Annotated in this window: 16 protein-coding genes; 9 read left to right on the forward strand and 7 right to left on the reverse strand. The window is 68.9% G+C overall.

Annotated elements, in window-relative coordinates; translation table 11 throughout:
* The first annotated feature begins 9 nt into the window (after positions 1-9).
* Both ALI144C_RS23010 and ALI144C_RS23015 read left to right on the forward strand, forming a co-directional pair.
* Positions 10-2,031, forward strand: a complete 2,022-nt coding sequence (locus tag ALI144C_RS23010; RefSeq protein ID WP_076989221.1) for a prolyl oligopeptidase family serine peptidase — start codon at positions 10-12, stop codon at positions 2,029-2,031.
* A 232-nt stretch (positions 2,032-2,263) separates the two neighbouring features.
* Positions 2,264-3,496 carry a DUF2199 domain-containing protein gene (locus ALI144C_RS23015; protein WP_143230803.1) on the forward strand — a complete coding sequence of 411 codons (1,233 nt, stop codon included), beginning with the start codon at positions 2,264-2,266 and terminating at the stop codon, positions 3,494-3,496.
* Positions 3,497-3,771: 275 nt separating this feature from the next.
* Here the strand turns inward: ALI144C_RS23015 and ALI144C_RS23020 are convergent, their stop codons facing one another.
* Positions 3,772-4,215 carry a DUF742 domain-containing protein gene (locus tag ALI144C_RS23020; protein WP_168211327.1) on the reverse strand — a complete coding sequence of 148 codons (444 nt, stop codon included), beginning with the start codon at positions 4,213-4,215 and terminating at the stop codon, positions 3,772-3,774.
* Positions 4,216-4,523: 308 nt separating this feature from the next.
* On the opposite strand from ALI144C_RS23020, the gene ALI144C_RS23025 reads away from it, so the two are divergent.
* Positions 4,524-5,543 (forward strand): GDSL-type esterase/lipase family protein, encoded by a 1,020-nt coding sequence (locus ALI144C_RS23025; RefSeq protein ID WP_076989223.1) that lies wholly within the window; start codon positions 4,524-4,526, stop codon positions 5,541-5,543.
* Positions 5,544-5,623: 80 nt separating this feature from the next.
* Here ALI144C_RS23025 and ALI144C_RS23030 read toward each other — a convergent pair whose 3' ends face one another.
* Positions 5,624-7,342, reverse strand: a complete 1,719-nt coding sequence (locus ALI144C_RS23030; protein ID WP_076989224.1) for an Hsp70 family protein — start codon at positions 7,340-7,342, stop codon at positions 5,624-5,626.
* A 214-nt stretch (positions 7,343-7,556) separates the two neighbouring features.
* Between ALI144C_RS23030 and ALI144C_RS23035 the strand changes: the two genes are divergently transcribed.
* The 4 genes from ALI144C_RS23035 to ALI144C_RS23050 all read left to right on the forward strand — a co-directional run bounded on the left by ALI144C_RS23035 (position 7,557) and on the right by ALI144C_RS23050 (position 13,455).
* Positions 7,557-8,450 (forward strand): IniB N-terminal domain-containing protein, encoded by an 894-nt coding sequence (locus ALI144C_RS23035; protein WP_237774271.1) that lies wholly within the window; start codon positions 7,557-7,559, stop codon positions 8,448-8,450.
* Positions 8,451-8,482: 32 nt separating this feature from the next.
* A complete protein-coding gene (locus tag ALI144C_RS23040) occupies positions 8,483-9,994 on the forward strand; it encodes a hypothetical protein (protein ID WP_076989576.1) in 1,512 nt (503 codons plus the stop codon).
* Positions 9,991-11,067: a hypothetical protein gene (locus tag ALI144C_RS23045; RefSeq protein ID WP_076989225.1), complete on the forward strand. Its 1,077-nt coding sequence runs from the start codon at positions 9,991-9,993 to the stop codon at positions 11,065-11,067. The genes ALI144C_RS23040 and ALI144C_RS23045 overlap by 4 nt, the downstream gene beginning before the upstream one ends.
* 90 nt (positions 11,068-11,157) lie before the next feature.
* Positions 11,158-13,455: a helix-turn-helix domain-containing protein gene (locus tag ALI144C_RS23050; protein WP_237774272.1), complete on the forward strand. Its 2,298-nt coding sequence runs from the start codon at positions 11,158-11,160 to the stop codon at positions 13,453-13,455.
* Here the strand turns inward: ALI144C_RS23050 and ALI144C_RS23055 are convergent.
* Positions 13,423-14,694, reverse strand: coding sequence for an MFS transporter (locus ALI144C_RS23055; protein WP_143230804.1), 1,272 nt, complete (start codon positions 14,692-14,694; stop codon positions 13,423-13,425). The genes ALI144C_RS23050 and ALI144C_RS23055 overlap by 33 nt on opposite strands.
* Before the next feature lie 76 nt (positions 14,695-14,770).
* Positions 14,771-15,394: a hypothetical protein gene (locus ALI144C_RS23060; RefSeq protein ID WP_076989227.1), complete on the reverse strand. Its 624-nt coding sequence runs from the start codon at positions 15,392-15,394 to the stop codon at positions 14,771-14,773.
* Positions 15,395-15,560: 166 nt separating this feature from the next.
* Between ALI144C_RS23060 and ALI144C_RS23065 the strand changes: the two genes are divergently transcribed.
* Entirely contained in the window at positions 15,561-17,054 is a 1,494-nt protein-coding gene (locus ALI144C_RS23065) for an MFS transporter (protein WP_076989228.1), read from the forward strand.
* 61 nt (positions 17,055-17,115) lie between these two features.
* Here the strand turns inward: ALI144C_RS23065 and ALI144C_RS23070 are convergent, their stop codons facing one another.
* Both ALI144C_RS23070 and ALI144C_RS23075 read right to left on the reverse strand, forming a co-directional pair.
* Complete coding sequence (locus ALI144C_RS23070; RefSeq protein WP_076989229.1) at positions 17,116-17,565, reverse strand: SRPBCC family protein; 450 nt, start codon at positions 17,563-17,565, stop codon at positions 17,116-17,118.
* Between the two features lie 18 nt (positions 17,566-17,583).
* Positions 17,584-18,018, reverse strand: a complete 435-nt coding sequence (locus tag ALI144C_RS23075; protein ID WP_076989230.1) for a MarR family winged helix-turn-helix transcriptional regulator — start codon at positions 18,016-18,018, stop codon at positions 17,584-17,586.
* Positions 18,019-18,087: 69 nt separating this feature from the next.
* Here ALI144C_RS23075 and ALI144C_RS23080 point away from each other — a divergent pair, with 69 nt between their 5' ends.
* Positions 18,088-18,483: a PaaI family thioesterase gene (locus ALI144C_RS23080; RefSeq protein WP_076989231.1), complete on the forward strand. Its 396-nt coding sequence runs from the start codon at positions 18,088-18,090 to the stop codon at positions 18,481-18,483.
* Here ALI144C_RS23080 and ALI144C_RS23085 read toward each other — a convergent pair.
* A complete protein-coding gene (locus tag ALI144C_RS23085) occupies positions 18,473-19,606 on the reverse strand; it encodes a twin-arginine translocation signal domain-containing protein (protein ID WP_083753303.1) in 1,134 nt (377 codons plus the stop codon). The genes ALI144C_RS23080 and ALI144C_RS23085 overlap by 11 nt on opposite strands.
* Positions 19,607-19,865: the final 259 nt, after the last annotated feature.

The following is a 19,865-nucleotide window of genomic DNA, read 5'->3' on the forward strand; positions in this document are numbered from 1 at the left end:
GGGGGACGGGTGACCATCGATACGCCACGGCGGCCGGTCAACAAGACCATCGGCGGAGTGGCCTTCACCGATCCGTACGACTGGCTCGGCGCGGACACCGAGGAAGTACGGTCCTGGCAGGACAAGCAGGTCGACGCGGCCGTCACCGCGATCCGGGCTTCTCCGCACTTCGAGCCGACGTTGCGGGCGCTGCGTGACCTGCCATCCGCTGTCGACGGCGCATTGGGAGCGCCAGTGGCGGTGGCGGGCAGGGAATTCCGGATCGGACGCAACGGCGACGGGACCGCGCAAGCCATCCGCGTCACGGACGGCAGCGGTGAACGCGTCCTGCTCGACGCGGCCGACGTGACCGCACGGCGAGGTGACGGGAGGCCGACGACCTTCCTCTACGCGATCCCGTCACCTGACGGGCGACGGCTGGCGTTCAGCCACTCCGCGGGCGGCGAACCGTTCGGCCACTACGGCGTGGTCGACGTGGACTCCGGGCACCTGCTGGACGTCGCCGAACCGGCGATGCAGGGCAACATGCTGCGCGTCGAGTGGCTGCCCGACGGCTCCGGGTTCTTCCTGCACGGCCGTACGGCGGACGGCCGTCACGCGCTGCGGTTCGCCGCCGTGACCGGCGACGTGCACCACCCCGAGGCGATCTTCGAGTTCGGCGACGTCTCACCGACCGCCCTCGGGCTCACCCCACAGGTGTCGCCGTCGGGCCGGTTCGTCCTCGGCGTCACCGTGCCGCACGAGTACGTCGCCTCGGTGATCGGTGACCTGACCACCGGGCACTGGCGGCGGTTCACACCGGTGGACTTCACTCAGGAACTGCACGGCACCTGGCTCGACGACGAGACCTACCTGGCGATCGTCACGGACACACCCCGTGGGCGTGTCGTGGCGATCCCGGTGGCCACCTCCACCGACCAGGAGACCTGGACCGAGATCATCCCCGCTGGCGACAGGGTGCTGCGGTCGTTGGACATCGTAGGCGGCCGGATTGTTGTCTCGGCGCTGAAGGACGTTGCGCTGGACATCAGCGTGCACGAACCCGACGGCACGCTCGTCGGCACCGCCCCGCTGCCGCCCGCCAGTGCGTCCTACGGGCTCGTGCTCGACCGGGTCAGGCCACGGTCGGACAACTTCTCCTTCTACGCCAACACATTCACCACCGCCGACACGCTGTACCAGTTGGACGTGGCCGACCTCCGCCTTGACGTGCTCCAGGCCGGTCGTGAACTGGCGGGCATCACGTCCGAGCAGTTCTTCGCCACGTCGAAGGACGGCACCCGCATCCCGTACTTCGTCCTGGCCGGACCGGGCGGCAACCGCGGGAAACCGGCGCTGGTCAACGCCTACGGCGGCTTCAACATCCCCTGGCTGCCGGTGTTCCTCGGCGACAACACCCCGTTCGTCCAGGCGGGTGGCATCTATGTCCGCGCCACCCTGCGCGGTGGCAGCGAATACGGCCGTGACTGGTACGAATCCGGCCGCAGGCAGCACAAGCAGAACGTCTTCGACGACCTGCGCGCGGTCGCCGAAGACCTGCTCGCCCGTGGCATCGCGAGCACACTGGCGTTTCACGGCGCGTCGAACGGCGGCCTGGTCGCCGGTGTCGCCGCGACGCAGCAGCCGGACCTGTGGCGTGCGGTCGTGGCCCAGGTTCCCGTGCTCGACGTGCTCGAACCGCTGGCCGGTGTGGATGGCGCCGAGGCCATCCGCGCGGTGTACGCCAAGGACTACGGCGATCCCGACGATCCGGGCGACGCCCCGGTCCTCGCCGCGTACTCGCCGTACCACAACGTCCAGCCGGGCGTGGCCTATCCGGCCGTGCTGCAGGTGATCGGTGAGCACGACATCGGCTGCCCGCCCGTGCAGGGCCGGAAGTTCACCGCTGCCCTGCAACACGCGTCGACCAGCGATCACCCGGTCCTGCTGCGGGTGTGGCGGGACGTCGGCCACGGCAGCATCGACCCCGCGATCGCCGCGGAGACCCGCGCCGAGATACTGGCGTTCCTGCTGGACCAGTTGGGCATCTGACCGTTCCTGTCGGAGAGCGTCGACCTGCCAGCGGGCGTCGCTCGTTACAGATGGTGGACAACCGACTACGTAGCCAACTGTGGGTGTTCGGAGCCGGAGTGGCCGTGGATCACCTTCCACGGCCGCTCCGACGAGTCGCTCACCGCGATCCAGGTGATCGAGGCGGCCCGGCGGGGGCGTTGGCCGTGGGAACTGGCCACTGCTCGGCAATGACTCCGATAGTGTGACCGCCGTGGCACAGCGGATCCTGGTACGAGTGGAGGGGATGGAGCAGGCGTGGGCCGATCCGTCCGAGGAGCAGCTGTTCGACCTGATCAGCGAGCTGAACCTGCGGAACCAGTACATGATCGTCGACCGGGTCGGCGCACCCAACGACCAGTACTACATCCAGCTGCGCATCAGTGACGAACTGGACTTCTACGACATCGAGTACCGCGACGGCAGCCCGGACACGCACTTCACCGCCGTGGTGGACCGGGACAACGAGTTCGCCGCACAAGAACTGGTCTCACGAGTCATCACGCAGTGGGCGTTCGAGCGGGACGGCTGGCGTGAGGCGTTGCCGTGGCGACCGTGGACGCCGGAGAGGTGCAACTGCTGCGGCCAGACCATCACCACCAGCGGTCAGATCGACTTCCGCCTCTACCGGCCGGAAGTCGCGATCGACATGCCACGCGACGCCGTGCACGCTGTCAACCCCGGTCTGCTGCGGGTCGACGGTGTCGGCGCGTTCGCTCGCTGTCTGCTGCCGATCGCGCTGACCGAAGGCGTCACCATGGTGTTCGGTGCCTGGATGAAGATCAGCGACGCCGACCTGGAGCGCGCCGCGTCGGTGTGGCACGAGGACGCGTACAAGGACCTTGTGCTACAAGGGACCTTCGCCAACGTGATCAAGCCGTGGGGCGAGGAGATCCTCGACGCGCCGCTCACCGCCGTGGTGCGCAACGTCGACGAGATCCCGTACGTCGACGCCTCGGATCACCCGCTGCTGCACCGGATGCTGACCGAGCCGTGGAACCGGGACTACGTGCTCGGCTTCTTCGGCGTCGCGCTGCCGGTGACCTTCCGGGAGTCCATCGGCGGCGACTGGACCATCGAGCGCACGGCCGGGTTGGCGGCCAGGGTCGAAGGCACGACCCTGACGTTCACCGGACCGGGCCGCACTGTCCACATCGACCAGTTCACCGCCGGGCGCGACCGCCCGGCCGAGGAGTTCCTCAACACGTTGCTCAAGGGCGCGCCGGACGTACCGGTGTCGCAGTCCAGCAGGCAGGAAACAGGCGTCGAGGTCCGGTACTGCTTCTGGCTCGCCAATACCGTCGACGGCAAGCAGCAGAATGAGGTCTATTGCTTCGTGGCGTGGCCGGGGGCGGTTCTGCGGGTTGTGTTCGTTCACGACGACCCCTCGGAAACGGAACGCGCGTGGGCGATGCACGTCTTCAACTCCGTGCAGTACCACGGGTAACCGTCAGGGGAGAAGTCGTGACGCAAACAGTCGGCAATTCGGTCCGCAATCTCGCGCGAACCTGGTCGGCGCTGCTGGGCATGGCGCTCGCGATTTTCACGGTCGTGTTCGTGTTGGCCTACGGAGACCTCACCAAAGGCTTGGTCATCGCGAGCCTCGTGCTGTCGGTCGGCGCGATCGCGGTGGCGGCGGCGGCGATCCTCAGGAAACGGATTCCGCTGCTCGTGCTGGCCCTGCTCCTCGCGTTCTCGGGTGCGGCCAGCGGCGGGCTCGGCCTAAAGACGGAGAAGCCCCGCGTGGACTCGCTCCAGCAGGTCCATGGAGGGGCGGTTGTCCACGAGTTCGAGTTCGTGCACGTGGATGAGGCCCAGCTCGACCACGTCCGCGATCAGCACCCGCGCGGCGCCGAGCGGCAGACCGAGCCGGACCGCCAGCTCCGCGGTCGACTGCGGGGCCTGGCAGGCCAGGCAGATCGCCCGGTGGTCGGCACGTAACGCAGTCAGGTCCGTCTGCCGTCCGGGTGAGTAGGACAGCAGCGTCTCGAGTTCGAGGGTGTGCTGGGGCCGCGTGCGCCCGCCGGTCCGGGTGTACGGCCGTACGAGTGTGCGCGGCTCGTCCTCCTCGACCGGCTCGGCGAAAGGCAGGTCGTCCGGGTCGACCGGCTCCATGTACGGCTGGGTCACCGGTTGCTCCGATGCCCGATCGTCCTGAGTTGACACCGGTTTCTCCGTCGACGAACGCAGCTGGAAATCATGGTCGGCCCATGTCTGGTAATCACCCCAGCCCCCGAAGAACAAGCCACTGAGCTGACCGCTCTCGCCCATGGCGGAATTCACCCACCCGCACTCGCCTGACGAAGGTGTGAGTTTAAGTTGGTTTCAGATTGTCACGCAATGGTTCATCTGGGTTTTCGTAAGACGATCATAGTTGGTTAGTTTGTCACAGACAGGCTAGCAGTGGATCACCGCCGCGCCCAAGACCCGTTCGGCTGATCGAGTCGGCCGCCCTCGGCTCGTACCGTGGACGGATGCCGTTACACAGGTGGAAAATCGGTCTTGTATCCGCATTGGTGGGCGCGTTGGCGATACCCACGCAAGCCGCGGCCGACCCCCGGCCGACGGCGGTTGTCTCCCTGGGGGACAGCGCGATGTCCGGCGAAGGCGCCGGCGACTACGAACCCGGCACCCGGGGCGAGAACGGCAACTGGTGCCATCGCTCGACCCGCTCGATGATCCACCGGACCCAGCTCGCCGACCGCACGATCAACCTCGCGTGCTCCGGCGCGGACTCGGCGAACGTGTCGTTGGCGGACACCACCCACTACACCGAAGGATCACAGGCGAAACGCCTGATCGACATCGCCAAGCTGAACCGCGTAACCACAGTGATCGTGCAGGTCGGCGCGAATGACGAACCCGCCTTCGCGGACACTGTGGTCTCCTGCATCAAGGAATGGTTCAACCCGTTCAGCCCGGGCTGCGCCCCGCGTATGCGTCAGCAATGGCCCGGTCGTCTCGCGGCAATGGCTCCCCGTGTGGAAACCGCGCTGGCCGACGTCAGGTCGGCGATGCGACAGGCCGGGTACGCGGATTCCTCGTACGCGTTGGTGCTGACTTCCTACGCCTCTCCGATCACCGAGAAGATGGACCCGTTGCTGCACGGTCCACAGGGGTGCCCGTTCAAGCTGGCCGACGGCAAGTACGGCCGCACGGAGGCCGTACCGCAGTTCAACGAGGCACTGCGGGACGTGGCCACCCGTGCGGGCGTGCGGTTCCTGGACTTCTCCCGTGCCACCGAAGGCCGTGAGGCGTGCAGTGGCGGCGCTGACGCGTCCCGTGAGTGGCAACGCCGGGTGACAGTGGATCCGTACGCGCTGGTGTTCGGCGGACTGGACGCGGTCGGCATCCACCTGGCTCAGGAATCCTTCCACCCCAACGCGTCCGGGCACGCGCAACTGGGCAGGTGCGTCACGCAGTTCGTCCTGAGTGGAACCAACAGCGCGCGGTGCTTGGCGGGCAGCGACGGCAACCTGAACGCGGTCGGTTGAGGACGGGCGGCCGGGTTCGGTCGGCGCGGTGACCGAACCCGGCCGGGGGCGGGAAGCAACGACGGCCGCATTTGGTTGCGTCAGTTGGCAGGGGCGGGGGCGGTGGTTTCCAGGGCTGGGGCTGGTTGTGCCGGTGGAGGCGGTGGTTCCTCGGTCGCGGTGGGTGCGGGCGCGTCGGCGGTGGATACCGCCGGTGGCGGTGGCGGTGGTGCTTCGGCGACGGTGGCGTCGCCTTCCGATGGTGCTGATCCAGTCGGGTTGCCGGTGGACGGCGTGCTGTCCGGGGTAGTCGCCGATTCGGCCGTGGGTTCGTTGCGGAGCGCCGCCGAAGGGCTGGCCGTCCCACCGGATTGAGACGTCGCCGAAGCCGGACCCGGTGCGCGGGGCGAGGCGCCGGTGCCGTCGGTGCTGTTGTCGCCGTCGATGTCGCCGTTGGGTTGGCCGGGGTTGTCGCGGTTGGTGGCATCGGTGGGACGCGGTGGGCGTTTCTTGGTCGTTCCCGGTTGCGCCGGATTTCCTGCCTGTGCTCCAGGTTGGTCGGCTTGGGCCGGAGCGGAGTTGTCGCGTGCCGGGGGCGAGGTGTCGGCGGTGAAGGGTGAGGGAATAACCGCCAATGCCAGGACGAGCATGATGAACGTGCCGAGGAACACCTTGGTGCGGTGCAGGCGCCTGCGTGGCCTGGTCAGCTCCGGGGGCGTGCAGTCGTGGTCCGGCCTGCGAGGCACAGGGACCAGACCGTCCGGATCGGGCACCGTGGACTGGTGCGCAGCCAGGGCGGCACCCAGCGCGATGACGCTCTTGGGATCGGTGTCCACCGCCACCGGACGGCCCAGCTTCGTCGAGATCACCTGTTCGACCAGGGGAATCCGGGACGATCCGCCAACCAGCAGGACCGCGTCCACGTCGTCGGCGGCCACCTCGGCCGACGCGATGGTGCGTGCCAGGGCATCGACCGTGTCGGCGAGAACGGGCGAGATCAGCGACTCGAACTGCGTACGTGTCACGGTGACCTGCGAGGTGGCTCCCGGGAACAGCACAGGGATGGTCGCCTCGGTGTCGGTGGACAGGGCTTCCTTGGCCTCGGTGCATTCACGGCGCAGCCGGGCCATCGCGATCGGGTCGTCGCAGCCGGATTCCGCACCGAGCACGTGCGAGACGACCGCGTCGTCGAAATCGATGCCTCCGACACGGTCCAGGCCGTGCGGACTGCCCAGCAACTCGAAACCGCCTGCGGTCTTGCGGACCACCGCAGCGTCGAACGTGCCGCCGCCGAGGTCGTAGACGGCGATCGTGGCGCCCGGCGAGACGCGGGCGGCGGACGCGTACTGCACGGCGGCGGCCTGAGGTTCGGTGAGCAACACGACCTCCTCGAGTTCGACGTCGCCCAACGCGCCACGCAGGACAGCGATCCGGTGCGGCCCCCACGAGGCGGGGTGGGTGACAGCGACGGCATCCGGGGGTCCGCCCTCACGTTCGATGACCCGGTCGACCACCCAGCGCACCAGCGTGGCCGCCAGGTCGTGCGCCTCGTGCGGGGTGTCGCCGACCAGGATCGGAACCTCGTCGCCGATGCGTCTCTTGAACTCCCGCACCACCAGATCGGGGTCGGTCACCGCCCGTCGTTCCGCGGCGGCACCGACCAGCACCGTGTCCGGCCCGAAGAACAACACGGACGGCACAGCGGCCGACCTCGCGCCGAGCATGACGAGTTCGGTATGGACTGTCCTATCCGGAGTCTGGCGACAGATCGCCGCGGCCGTGAACGTCGTGCCGAGGTCGATCCCGAGTCGATACGGCATGCCAATTCCTCCTCGTCGGGGGTGGGGCGTGCGTGTGATCGCACCACGGCAGCGGGTGTTAGCCGCCGGGACACGAACGAGGGGAATTCCCCTATGGCCCGCATCGGCATTGGGGGATCGGGCTTGTCGGCAACAGGTGATCCGCCCCGATGAGCCCATGGCGCCGCTGTCCTTACGTTGGTGGCTCACCCCGGTCCCCATGAAAGGAACAGTCATGACGAGTCTGCTCCAGTTCATCCTCTCCCTGCTGCGCGACCCGGAGTTTAAGCAGGAGTTCCGCGACGACCCCGCCGGAACGCTGGAGAAGCACGGGTTGGAAGGGCTGTGCGGCCAGGACGTCGCCGACGTGCTGCCGCTGGTCGTCGACAACAGCCGCGTGTCACTGGACCGCTCCTACGAGACCGGCAACAACCACGTGATGGTCGTGCCGCCACCGCCGTCCCCGCACCCGATGCCCGGTGAGCCAGGACTGCACTCCGTGGTGCGGCAGTTCGACTACATAACCAACACCTACGTCTACAACGACAGCCACGACACCGTGCTGGACAACTCCGTGAACCAGAACATCTGGGCATACGGTGACGTGTTCCAGAAGTTCGACAACGATCCGGTGGTGGCGTCCGGCGATGGTGCCGTCGCGGCAGGCGACGACGTGGACGATGTGAACACCGGGGACATCGACGCCGACGACGGCGCCGCGGTCGCGGTCGGTGGTAACGCCACCGGGTCCAATGACGACAACTCCACACAAGCCAACGTCCACAACTTCGGTTCGGGCGAAGTCGCCGTGGCGGGCACGGGCGGAACCGCGACCCAGAACGACTCCGATTCGCACGACGACATCGGCTCGCACAACGACGTCGACGTGGACATCGCGTCCAACAACGATGTCAACTCGCACAACGACATCGACTCACACAACACGACAACGACAACGACCACGACAACGGCCACCGCGAACTCGAACAACCAGATCGATTCGCACGACGACATCGGGTCCCACAACGATGTCGATGTCGCCTCGCACAACGACGTCAACTCCAACAACGACCTGAGCACCCACACGGACGTCGCGTCCCACAACGACACTCTCGTCATCGCTCCGTAGAGGTGTTCGTGTCCGACACGCGGGGAGGAAGCATGTCGACCGTCGTCGAAGTGATCGACACCGCGATCACGGCGGCCGAGGCCTACCACCGCGACGACCTGGCCGCCCGGCTCCGCCAGAGCCGGGCGCGGGCGTTGTCCGGCGAGGTGCGGGTCCTGGTCGCGGGCGGGTTCAAACAAGGCAAGAGCCGCCTGGTGAACGCGCTGGTCGGCGCCCCTGCCTGCCCGGTCGCCGACGACACCACACCGGCCAAGGCGATCACCCTGCGGTACGCCGACACTGCCGGGCCCATCGGGGACGACACGGGCCAGATCGGCCTGCCGAGCGGGATCCTGCGTGGACTGACCCTGGTGGACAGTCCGGTACTCGAACCGGCCGACGCGATCCTGATCGTGTCCGACGCGTCCGCCCCCTACACCCAGGCCGAGCTGGACCTGATCGACCAGGCACGCGCCCTGGCACCGATCGTCGTCTGCGTGCTGTCCAAGGTGGACCTCCACCCCGGCTGGCGTGAGGTCGCCGAGCGCAACCAGGCATCGACCGGTCTGCCGGTGGTCCCGGTGTCGGCGGAGCTGCGGTGGCACGCGATGGCGACCGCGGACGCCGGGGTGAACGACGAGTCCGGGTTCCCGGCGTTGACCGCGGTCCTGCGCGCCGAACTGGGCGCACACCGGGGCACCCGGCGGTCGGCGGCGTACGAGGTCCTGGCGGTGACAGGCGACCTGACGGCGACGATGACCGGCGAGGTGGACGGCCTACGGGCCGAAGAGACCGAGCAGTTGGGGATCCGCTGGCAACAGGTGCTCAACGACGGCATCACCGACCTGATCGCGGACATCGACCACGACCTGCGCGACCGGCTGCGCGACGTGCTCAAGGTCGCCGAGGCCGAGTTGGACGCGGTCGACCCGGCCAAGGTCGGCGACGACTTCGCCGAGTGGCTGCGGACCAGGGAGTCCCGGTGCACCGCCGAGACGTTCGAGTGGATGATGACCCGGGCCCGCTGGCTGGCCGGGCACGTCGCCGAGCAGTTCGGCGACGACCACGCCCTGCCGGAGATCCCCGACGCCGGCGACCTCGCGGTCGGTGACCTGGAGCTGGCCGCGGGCGAGAAGTTCGGGGTCGGCCAGCGACTGATCGTCGGGATGCGCGGTGGGTACGGCGGCACCCTGATGATCGGCATGGCCAGCACGATCGTCGGCGTCGCCATGATCAACCCGCTGTCCGTCGGCGCCGGGCTGCTGCTCGGCGGCAAGACCGTGCAGGAAGAACGCAAGCGGCTGCTGCAGCGGCGCCAGGCCGAGGCGAAGGCGTCCCTGCGCAAGCACGTCGACGACCTGATCTTCCAGGCGGGCAAGCAAAGCCGGGACATGCTGCGCGGGATCCAGCGCACCCTGCGTGACCACTTCGTCGGCCACGCCGAAGAGGTGCACCGGGCGCTGGTGGACGCGGCGGCGCAGCGCAGAACCCGCATCCGCGACCTGAACGCCGAACTCGCGCGCGTGCGCGACCTGGAACGGATGGCACGGGAGTTGGTCGCATGAACCTCGAGCACCGAGTACGGGGGTTGCTGCGGCGGGCCCGTGACGCCCACCCGGACGAGCCCGGCCTCGACGACGCGCTGGCCAGGATGAGCGCGCCGCTGCGCATCGCGATCACAGGCGGGCCGGGCGCGTCCACGGTCCGCGCGGTTCTCGCCGGCCAGTGGTTCCACATCGAACCAGACGCGGACGCCGTGATCCACCTGTTCCCGCACACGCCCGAGGTCCACATCCCGGTACAGGTGCGCGACCAGGGCGTGATCGGTGTGTTGACCCACGCCGACGAGATCGGCGGAGGACGGCTGGACGCGTTGACCTCGGCACGGCAGATCGCACGCCGGTACACGGCTGATCCACGGCTGCGCGGGGTGTGCCAGACGGTCGTGCCGGTCGCGGGACTGCTGGCGCGCGCCGCGACGAGCATGACACAGTCCGAGATGGACCGGTTCAGCGAACTGGCGGCACGGCCGCGTGCCGTGATCGATTCGGCATTGCTCTCAGTCGACCGTATTCGATCGACAGCGCCCGATTTGCTCGACCGCTTCGGTCTGTTCGGCATGAGGATCGGCGTGACGCTCGTGCGCCAGGGGTTCTCCGACCGGGCCGCCCTCGCGGCCGAACTCGTCTCCAGAAGCGGACTGGGCGAGTTGCTCGCGCAGATCGACACGCGATTCCGTGAACGTTCTCATGTGCTGAAAGCGCGGTCCGCACTGGTCTTTCTCGACGAATTCCTTCGCCGTGCGCGGGACCGGGCGCTGCACGCGGAGGTCGAACGGCTCGCCGCGAGCACGCACGAGTTCGTCGAGATCCGGGTGCTCGACGCCGTCCGGGCAGGTCAGATCGCTCTGCCTGCCGATGTGGCCGGTGAGGCCGTGCGGCTGCTCGGCGGCGACGGCGCGACGATCACGTCACGACTGGGCGTGCGCGGCGATGCCGGAGAGCAGCGCCACGCCGCGCTGCTGACACTCCGCCAATGGCGCGCGCGGGCCGGGAATCCCGTGGCCGGGCGGCAGTTCGTCGAGGCGGCGCAGGTGATTGTGCGGACATGTGAAGGTATGGTCGCGCGGTTGGCGTGATTACGATCGAGCATCGCCGTATGGCGAATTCACTTGCGGTGCGATAGAAAACTCGTGCTCAATTCTCGGATTGGCGGGAATATGCACACCTTGTCGGTCAAAGTGTCCTCGGATCCGTCGGCGCCGCTGCGGCTCGCGGTGGTAGCCCCCGGCGGCTACGGCAAAACACGGCTCCTGCGCGAACTGTGGCAGGCGTACCGCGACGCCGGTGTCCCCGTGGTCACGGACTGGCCGACCACCGGCGCGGACGACTGGCGCCGCGCGGTCATGCTGGTGGACGACGCACACCTGTTGCCGGACACACAACTCCGGATGCTGCGCGAGATCCCCTGCTCGCGACTGGTGGTGGCGTGCCGTCCGTGGCCGCGTTCGCCGGAACTCGTCGAACTGCTCGCGCCGTTCGACCGCGTCGCCCTGTCCACATGCGACGTCGCGGACGTCCGGCGGATGTGCCCTTCGGCAGCCGACACGATCCACTCGTTGACCGGCGGAGTGCCGAGGTGGACTGTCCGGCTGGCCCAGGCCGGCGGCCAGGTCACCGCGGCGGTGTCCGACGCGATGCGCTACGAGCTGGAAACGCTGGACGAGGACGTCGTGCGCTACCTGATCGCGGCGCGCTCGGGTCTCGGCAACCGGATCGACCTGCTCATCGCGCTCCTGGAGATGCCGGGGCACAGCGTCGGCGAGGTGATGCGCGCCGCCAGGGCGACCGGCCTGGTCAACCCGGACGGCACGGTGATCCCGCTGTGCGACCTGGCGTTGTCCACTGTGGTGCCCGCGGAGTTGTATCTCGGTGTGCTGCAACAGCTCGCAAGGCTCCAGCTCGACCGGGCCGAACCCGTCCTGCCGTTCGCCCGAGCCCTGCTGGGCAGCGGCGCGATCGGGTCCACAGTGGCCACGGTGTTGACCACAGCGGCCCACGAAGCCGCGTCGCACGACTCCGTGCTCGCCGCGGAGATGTTCGGCGCGGCCGTGTCCGCTGGACAGCCACTGCCGGACGTGGCCACCGGGTGGGCCCACGCGGCCGCGTTGTCCGGAGACCTCGACACCGCGCTGCGCCTGGCCGACCAGGCGATCGCCAACCAGGACGGTGCCGGTGCCTCGATCAGCGCCGCCGCACTGGCACACCGAGGCCAATGGGCACGCAGCGCCCGGTTGTACAGCTGGGCGCAGGAGCCCACCTTCGCCCAGATCGCCTCGTACGCCGTCGGTTCGTTCGCCGTCGCACCGCCCGCACGCGCCGATCGACCACCGACCGCGTTGGACGGCGCGGCCGGGCTGATGGCCGACGGGATCCGGCAGTCGGTCTCCGGGGATCCCATGGCGGCGTTGTCGTCGCTTGTCCAGGCGGCGGCGTTGCTCGAACCGGCGGGCCAGGACGCGTTGGTCCCCGACACGCCCGCCGCGCTGGGCGCACTCGTCGCCCTGCACCGTGGGGAGATCGACATCGCGTCGTCGCTGCTGGACAACGCGCTGGCCGCCCGCATGGGCGGCGACGTGATGCGGGCACGGCACAGGCTGCTGCTCGCCTGGACCCGGATGGCACGAGGCCAGGTCGGCGAAGCCGCCCATCTCATGGACGGCCTCGTCGTGCGCGAACCCCGCGACGAACTGTTCCGGACCGGGCTGGCGGCCGGGCTGGCCCGGCGCGCCGGGGACACCGTGACCTTGCGACGGGTGCGAGCCGAGGCCGCAGCGTGCCTGTTCCGCCAACCAGTCGACCTGTTCACCTTGCTGCCGGTCGCCGAGTTGGCGCTCGCGTCGGCACGGCTGCGTGACCACGGTGACGCGCTGTTCGCCGACGCCCTCACGTTGCTGGACAAGCTCGGCAACCCGCCGCTGTGGTCGGCGCCGATCCACTGGGCTGCCGTCCACGCCGCCATCCTCACCGACAACCCGGCCGCCGCCGATCCCCACATCCGCGCACTGGAACTGAACCCGACCCGGTACGGAACAGCGCTGGCACGCGCCGCACGATGCTGGACCGCCGTGTACTCGGGCCACGTCGACCTGACGGAGGTGACGCGGTGTGCCCGGGGCCTGCGGGACGCGGGCCACTGGTGGGAAAGCGGGCGGCTGGCCAGCGAGGCCGCGCTGCGCACCGGTGACCGCAAGGCGATGGTCAGCCTGCTCGAGTGCGCCCGTCAACTGCAGGTCCACGAGTCCGCGCAGTCGTCGGACACCGCCTGCCCGCTCAGCGATCGGGAACAGGAAGTCGCCGAACTCGTGGTGCGGGGAATGACCTACAAACAGATCGGCGACACCCTGTTCATCTCGGCGAAGACCGTGGAGCACCACATGGCGCGCATTCGGCAACGCCTGGGCGCCACCAACCGCAGCGAACTGCTGGCGCAGCTACGGACTCTGGCCATCGGATCGAGCCGCTAGTTCGCCAGGGGCTGTCTGGAGCCTGGCGTGCCGGAACGGGGACCAGATCAGGATGAGTGCCGCTCCGACCAGCACGGCGATACCGGTCCACAACGCGGTGCGGAAACCGGCGGTGTCGGCGATGATCCCGCCCAGCGGCGCGCCGATCACGATCATCCCGCGGTTCAACGAGCGGATCGTGGTGTTCATCCGGCCCTGCAAGCGGTCGGGCGTCACTGACTGCCGGTAGCTCATCTCGTTCGGGCTCGCGGCGCCCATCGTCAGCCAGGTGATGAACTGGGCCGCGGCGAGCAGGACCACCGCCGCGGCGCCGGACTCGGCGAGCGGTACCAACACCCAGGCCACCGGCATCACGACATGCGCCGCGATGCTCACGGGCCCCGCGCCGAACCGTCGCCCGGCCCGGTCCGCGAACGCCCCGCCCAGCACCGCGCCGACGCTCGCACAGGCCACGGTCACGCCGAGCCAGAACTCCCCGAGCCGGAGCTCGAACAGACCGTAAGCGATGTAGACCGTGCCGAGCATGCTGTGGGCCAGGAACCACACGTGACTGGACAGCGCCACGGGGGCCAACATCCGATGCTGATAGACGTATGCCAGGCCCTCACGCAGTTCCGCCAACATCGGCCGCCGCTCGTGGTGGCGGGGCGCCGGTTCGGTGACCCGGATCGACGCGAGCAGCAGGCCGGAAACCAGGTAAGACACCGCGTCGAACAGGAACGCGACCGGCGCACCGACCACCTTGAGCAGACCACCGGCCAGCACCGGACCCGCGGTTTGGGCGGCCGCATCGGACTGCTCCAGCCTCGCATTGGCCAAAGTGAGCAGTTCCGCGGGCACGAGCCGAGGCAGGAACGACTGGTCGGCCGCGTCGAACAGCAGGGACAACACCCCGAACGCGAACACGACCACAGCCAGCGCCGGGAACGTCAACAGGTCCGCGAACGCCAGCGCCGGGATCACGCACAGCAGCGCGGCCCGGCCGAGATCGGTCGCCACCAGAACCGGCTTGCGCCGATACCGGTCCACCAGGACACCGGCGACCAGGCCCAGCACCAGGTACGGCGCCCAGCGCGCCGCGTTGAGCAGACCAAGCTGGGCGGTACTGGCGTGCAACGTGTTCAACGTGACGATCTGCAGTGCGAAGGTGGTGACCGGCGTGCCGAAGGACGACATGGTGGACGCGGCCCAGAACCGGCCGAATCCCGGCAATCGCCGCAACGGCGACGTCCGGCTCACCGAACCCTACGAAGTCGAACCCGCCTTCTCCCCATCGGGCCACTGTCGCCTATCCGGAGTACTCATGTCCACCAGGTCAGGACGTCGGGGTGGTCGACCCGGTCGACCGGTTCGCGACGACCTGCTTGATCTTCTTGCACTCCTCGGACTGCTCGGCCGCGGCTTCCATCTCGGGCCCTGACATGGCGGGGGAGTCCATCGGGTTCTGCATCGAACTCAGGGAGGTTCCCATTTCCTTGGTGGCGTTCTGCACCGCGGTCGTCACGGCCTGCTGGTTGTTCGGGTCGACCGTGTCCAGCTTGGCCTTGGCGTCGTCGACCGCCTGCTTCATCTGACTGAACGTGTTGCGCAGCTTGTCGACGGCCGCCTGCCCGTCGGGTACGCCCGCGGTGTCGGCGTCCTTGAGGTCGTTGCCCGCTTCGGCCAGCCCGCCCGACAGGGACGACAGCTGGGTCTTGAGCGAGGTCATGGCGGCTGCCGGGCTGCTGGTGTCGGGGCGGAACGCGGCAGCCGGTGCGACGAACTTCGCCACCGCCCCGCAGATGTCGTCGGCGAAGTCGACCTTGGCCCGGTCCGGGGCGCCCGCGGTCGACGAGGGCGTTGTGGTTGTCGCCTGGCCGGATCCGCCGGACTGCTGGCCTCCGCCGCATGCCGTGGTGGCCGCTGTTGCCAGCGCGAGGACGACGATCAGCCGCCGCATGGGAACTCCTTGTCGTCGGTTGGTTTCGGTGCGTGCTTTTTCGGTGCGTGCCGGGTTCCCGGGAAAAAACTTTCTCAATCTTCTTGGCGCGGGATGTCGATCCGGCCGGGGCGGGTTCGACGCCTGGGTGACGGACACGAGAGATCAGCACAGAGGGAGACAGGCGATGCGAGCAGGACGACGTGAGTGGTGGGGACTGGCGGTACTGGCACTGCCGACGCTGTTGCTGTCGCTGGACATGAGCGTGCTGCACCTCGCAGTCCCGCACCTGGCCGCCGACCTGCGGCCGAGCAGCACCCAGCTGCTGTGGATCATCGACATCTACGGGTTCCTCGTCGCCGGGTTCCTGGTCACCATGGGCACCCTCGGCGACCGGGTCGGCAGGCGGAAGCTGCTGATGATCGGCGGCGCGGCGTTCGGGCTGGCCTCGATCGCGGCGGCGTTCGCCACCAGCCCGGAGATGCTCATCGCGGCGCGTGCCGTGCTGGGCGTGGCGGGCGCGACGCTGATGCCGTCGACGCTGGCGCTGATCAGCAACATGTTCCAGGACCCCAAGCAGCGCGGCACGGCGATCGCGGTGTGGATGAGCTGCTTCATGGGCGGCATGGTGATCGGCCCGGTCGTGGGCGGCGTGCTGCTGGAGAACTTCCGCTGGGGCGCGGTGTTCCTGCTGGCCGTCCCGGTGATGGTGTTGCTGCTGGCCACCGCGCCGAAGCTGCTGCCGGAGTACAAGGACGAGGAAGCCGGACGGCTCGACCTGGCCAGCGTGGCGTTGTCGCTCGGCGCGATCCTGCCGATCATCTACGGCCTCAAGGAGATCGCCAAGGACGGCTTCGGTCTGGTGAACGTCGTCGCGCTGGCGGCGGGCCTGGTGGTCGGCACGGTGTTCGTGCGGCGGCAGCGGACCCTGGCGACGCCGATGCTCGACCTCGGCCTGTTCAAGGTCCGCGAGTTCAGTGCCGCGCTGGGCATCATGCTGGTCGGCGCGACCACGATGGGCGGGCTGTTCCTGCTGGTCAGCCAGTACCTTCAGCTGGTGGCGGGGCTGAGCGCGGTGCAGGCCGGGATCTGGCTGGTGCCGCAGGCGATCGCGGTGGTGATCGGCTCGCTGATCGCGCCGAAGCTGGCGCAGCGGTTCCGCCCGGAGTTCGTGCTGGGCTTCGGAATGCTGATCGCGGCGGGCGGGATCCTGCTGTTCACGCAGGCAGAGGGTCAGGGCGGGCTGTTCGCGATCGTGGTCGGCCTGTGCGTCGCCGCGTTCGGTATGGGCCCGCAGGGCGTGCTGTGCACCGAGATGGTCGTCAGCTCCGTGCCGCCGCAGAAAGCCGGTGCCGCGTCGGCGATGTCGGAAACCAGCGGCGAGTTCGGGATCGCCATGGGCATCGCGGTGTTCGGCAGCGTGGCCACGGCCATCTACCGCGGCGGTGTACCGGCTGGCACACCCGACAGCTTGGCCGGTGCGCTGGAATCCGCGGCGCAGCAGCCCGGCCCCGCCGCTCAGGACCTGGTCGCGGTCGCCAGGGAGGCGTTCACCACTGGTCTGCACACCGTCGCGGGAATCGCGGCCGCGATCGTGGTGGTGTTCGCGGTCGGCGGCATGATCCTGCTGCGCCGCACGGCGGCCAACACCGAACCCGCCGGAGAACTGGTCCGCAACTGAGCATCGGCGTTCCCCGCCCCGCGACGAAGCGCGGGGCGGGTTCAGGCTGTCGCGCCGAGGATCAAGACTCGGCGAGCGCGGCGAGCCTGTCGAGGGAAGCCCGCAGCTTGTCCGCAGTCGTGGCGCGAGCGCGCACCAAACGGGTCTCGTCGGTCAACTGGGTCCAGTCGTAGGTGTGGGTCACGCGGGTGCGGGTGTCGTCGATCGGCTCGAGTTCCCACCGCCACAGGTGGCCGGGCGGCTGCTGGCCCTGTACCGAGGGACGCCATGCGATCCGGCGACCTTCCTCGAACTCCACGACGTGGTTGTCCCGGACCTCGCCGATGGTGAGAGTCATCGAGAACACGTCGCCAGTGGCGTGCACGCGCTGACCGGTCGGCGCCTCGGCGAGGTTGTCGTTGCCGTCCCACAAGGGTTGTTGTGCGGGGTCGGCGATCAGCTCGAAGATCCGGGCCGCGCCTGCGGCGATCTCCCCATCGACACTCACGATTCTGGCATTGTTGTCGGTCACGGGCGTGATTCAAACACGTCAGCCCGGATCGTTCGCCGCCAGCCAGCGGTCCAGTCTGGCCATCGCCTCGGCGGTGGCGTCGAACGCCTCCGCGCCGATCACCGCGCGCATCTCCTCGTTGAACCTGTCGATCACCGGCCGGACCTTCTCCAGCGCCTTGCGGCCGACCGGCGTGAGCTCGAGCGCCATCGCCCGGTACTGGCGGGGATGGGTGCGTTTGGTGATCAGCCCGGCGTCGACGAGCCGCGTCACCATCGACGTGATCGCCGATTCGCGTTGCCCGAGTGTGTGCGCCAGTTCCTGTTGCGTGATGCCCGGCTTGTCCCGCACAGCGAACAGGGCACCCAGTTGCGCGGTCGTGATCCCGGCGGTGCTCGTGCACAGCCGGTCGGCCGCGAGCCGGAGCTGGTGAGCCGCTCGCTGGAGCAGGAAGTACAGCCGCTGGTCCGCCATGACCCCAGATCTTGACAAAGAACGCCGCGCGGCACATCCTCACTTCACTAGTGAAGTGAGGGGAGTGGGATGGACATCGAGTACGCCCGCGCGGGCCTGGCGCGGCAGCCGTTCAGCGTGTTGCTGGGGGCGCGGCTGACGGCGTTCGGGGACGGCGCGGCGACCATCGAGCTCGACGCCCGCGACGACCTGCGACAGCAGAACGGGTACCTGCACGGCGGGGTGGTCTCCTACGCCGCCGACAACACGCTCACCTTCGCCGCCGGCTCGGTGTTGGGGCCGTCGCTGCTCACGGCGGGTTTCACCATCGACTACGTGCGCCCGGCCGACGGACGCACACTGCGGGCGGAAGCCAAGGTCGTCCAGGCGGGCAAGTCTCGGGCGACCTGCCGCTGTGAGATCTACTCCGACGACGAACTGTGCGCTGTCGCGCAGGGAACCGCCGTCGTCGCCGTCAAACGATGAAACCGACGTCCGGGTGCTCGGTGGACGGTCCGCGCAGCAGCCCGTTGTCGCGGCCGCGCAAGTGCAGGTCGAAGAACGCCGTCAGGTAGGCGCGTTGCGCGGCGATCGACCGTGCGGGCGCGATGGTGCCGATCTCGTTGCCGTAGTCGTAGTCCGGACAGCCCGCCCGGATCGACGGGAACAGCGCTTGGTAGTCGCAGAACGAGCCCCAGGTGGAGCCGGTGAGCCGCAGGGAGAGCTTCCAGCCGGTCAGGTCCGGCCAGAACTCGCGCCACGCCGGATTGTCCCGGTGGTTGTTGCCCGGCTCGGCGAACTGCAGGAACGGCACCGGCGCCACGTCGGTCACCCAAGGCCCGACGACTTCCGGCATCCCTGCGATCGCGTCGATCCGGGCGCCGCGGGCGGCGGCGCGCATCGCGGCCACGGCGCCGCCGACCATTCCGAAAGCGCCCACAGCGGACACGTCGAACCGGGAGCGGACGGACCGCAGGACGAACGCCAGGTCGTCAGCCCGGCTGCGCACGGCTCGTTTCTGCTTGTCCAACAGGTCCACGGGATCGCCCGGTGCGGGAATCGACTGCGGTTTCACGGTTTCGAGCCGTCCGTACGGGAACTCGACGGCCAGCGCCTCGTGCGTGCCTTCGGTGGTGACGACGACGTACCTGCGGCTGGCGAGCTCCTCGGCCAGCAAGGTGGCGTACGACCGGATCTCGAAGTGCTTGGGGGAGAACAGGATCAACGGCCTGCGGCCCGGCAGTACCGGCGCGTCCACGTGCGCGTGCGTCCGGATTCCCGCCCAGTTCAGCGCGGACGGTGAGATCTTGCCCAGCACCTGGCGCTGGTACTCCGCGGCGACCAGCGGAGGTTGGTAGAGCGCGCGGGGACGTCCGCGCACATCCCGCGCCGGATACCACACGCTGACCATCAGTTCCCGGTAACGCCGATCCGGCAACCACGGATCCGCCCGCGACCGATCGACCAGGTGCATGTCCGTGCGTCCGATGACGTGCGGCCCGGTCGGCGCCGTCAGAACCGGGGTGACCGCGGCCCACGCTGGAGCCCCGGTACCGAGCGCCGCGACTCCGGCCGCGGCTGTGGTGAGCAGGGTTCGTCGTGTCAACATGGTCGCAACGATGCCGCTCCGACCGGCCGCGATCCTCCCGCACGAGAGGGAACGGCCTCCCTCGCAGGGCCCAGCCATATCCGAGTTCCGGCCACGATGGCGACACAGTCACCGGTCCGAGTGAACCCCGTCAAGTTCACCGGCTCAGACCAGCGACGACCCCGAAGTGCCGGGAAACTGGTGGCTGGGGCTGGATCCCAGCCGGTACCACCGGTGACCCCCGTTCGTTCGACCGCTGTTCGTTGACACCTCCGGCGTG

Origin of the sequence: Actinosynnema sp. ALI-1.44 (genome assembly GCF_001984155.1) — a bacterium.
GTDB lineage: Bacteria > Actinomycetota > Actinomycetes > Mycobacteriales > Pseudonocardiaceae > Kibdelosporangium.

Excerpts from the sequence above, each read along its gene's own strand:
- ALI144C_RS23075 (WP_076989230.1), bottom strand. The coding sequence starts at position 18,018 with ATGGCGGACCAGCGGCTGTACTTCCTGCTCCAGCGAGCGGCTCACCAG.
- ALI144C_RS23035 (WP_237774271.1), top strand. The coding sequence starts at position 7,557 with ATGACGAGTCTGCTCCAGTTCATCCTCTCCCTGCTGCGCGACCCGGAG.
- ALI144C_RS23025 (WP_076989223.1), top strand. The coding sequence starts at position 4,524 with ATGCCGTTACACAGGTGGAAAATCGGTCTTGTATCCGCATTGGTGGGC.
- ALI144C_RS23065 (WP_076989228.1), top strand. The coding sequence starts at position 15,561 with ATGCGAGCAGGACGACGTGAGTGGTGGGGACTGGCGGTACTGGCACTG.
- ALI144C_RS23030 (WP_076989224.1), bottom strand. The coding sequence starts at position 7,342 with ATGCCGTATCGACTCGGGATCGACCTCGGCACGACGTTCACGGCCGCG.
- ALI144C_RS23040 (WP_076989576.1), top strand. The coding sequence starts at position 8,483 with ATGTCGACCGTCGTCGAAGTGATCGACACCGCGATCACGGCGGCCGAG.
- ALI144C_RS23045 (WP_076989225.1), top strand. The coding sequence starts at position 9,991 with ATGAACCTCGAGCACCGAGTACGGGGGTTGCTGCGGCGGGCCCGTGAC.
- ALI144C_RS23060 (WP_076989227.1), bottom strand. The coding sequence starts at position 15,394 with ATGCGGCGGCTGATCGTCGTCCTCGCGCTGGCAACAGCGGCCACCACG.
- ALI144C_RS23085 (WP_083753303.1), bottom strand. The coding sequence starts at position 19,606 with ATGTTGACACGACGAACCCTGCTCACCACAGCCGCGGCCGGAGTCGCG.
- ALI144C_RS23080 (WP_076989231.1), top strand. The coding sequence starts at position 18,088 with ATGGACATCGAGTACGCCCGCGCGGGCCTGGCGCGGCAGCCGTTCAGC.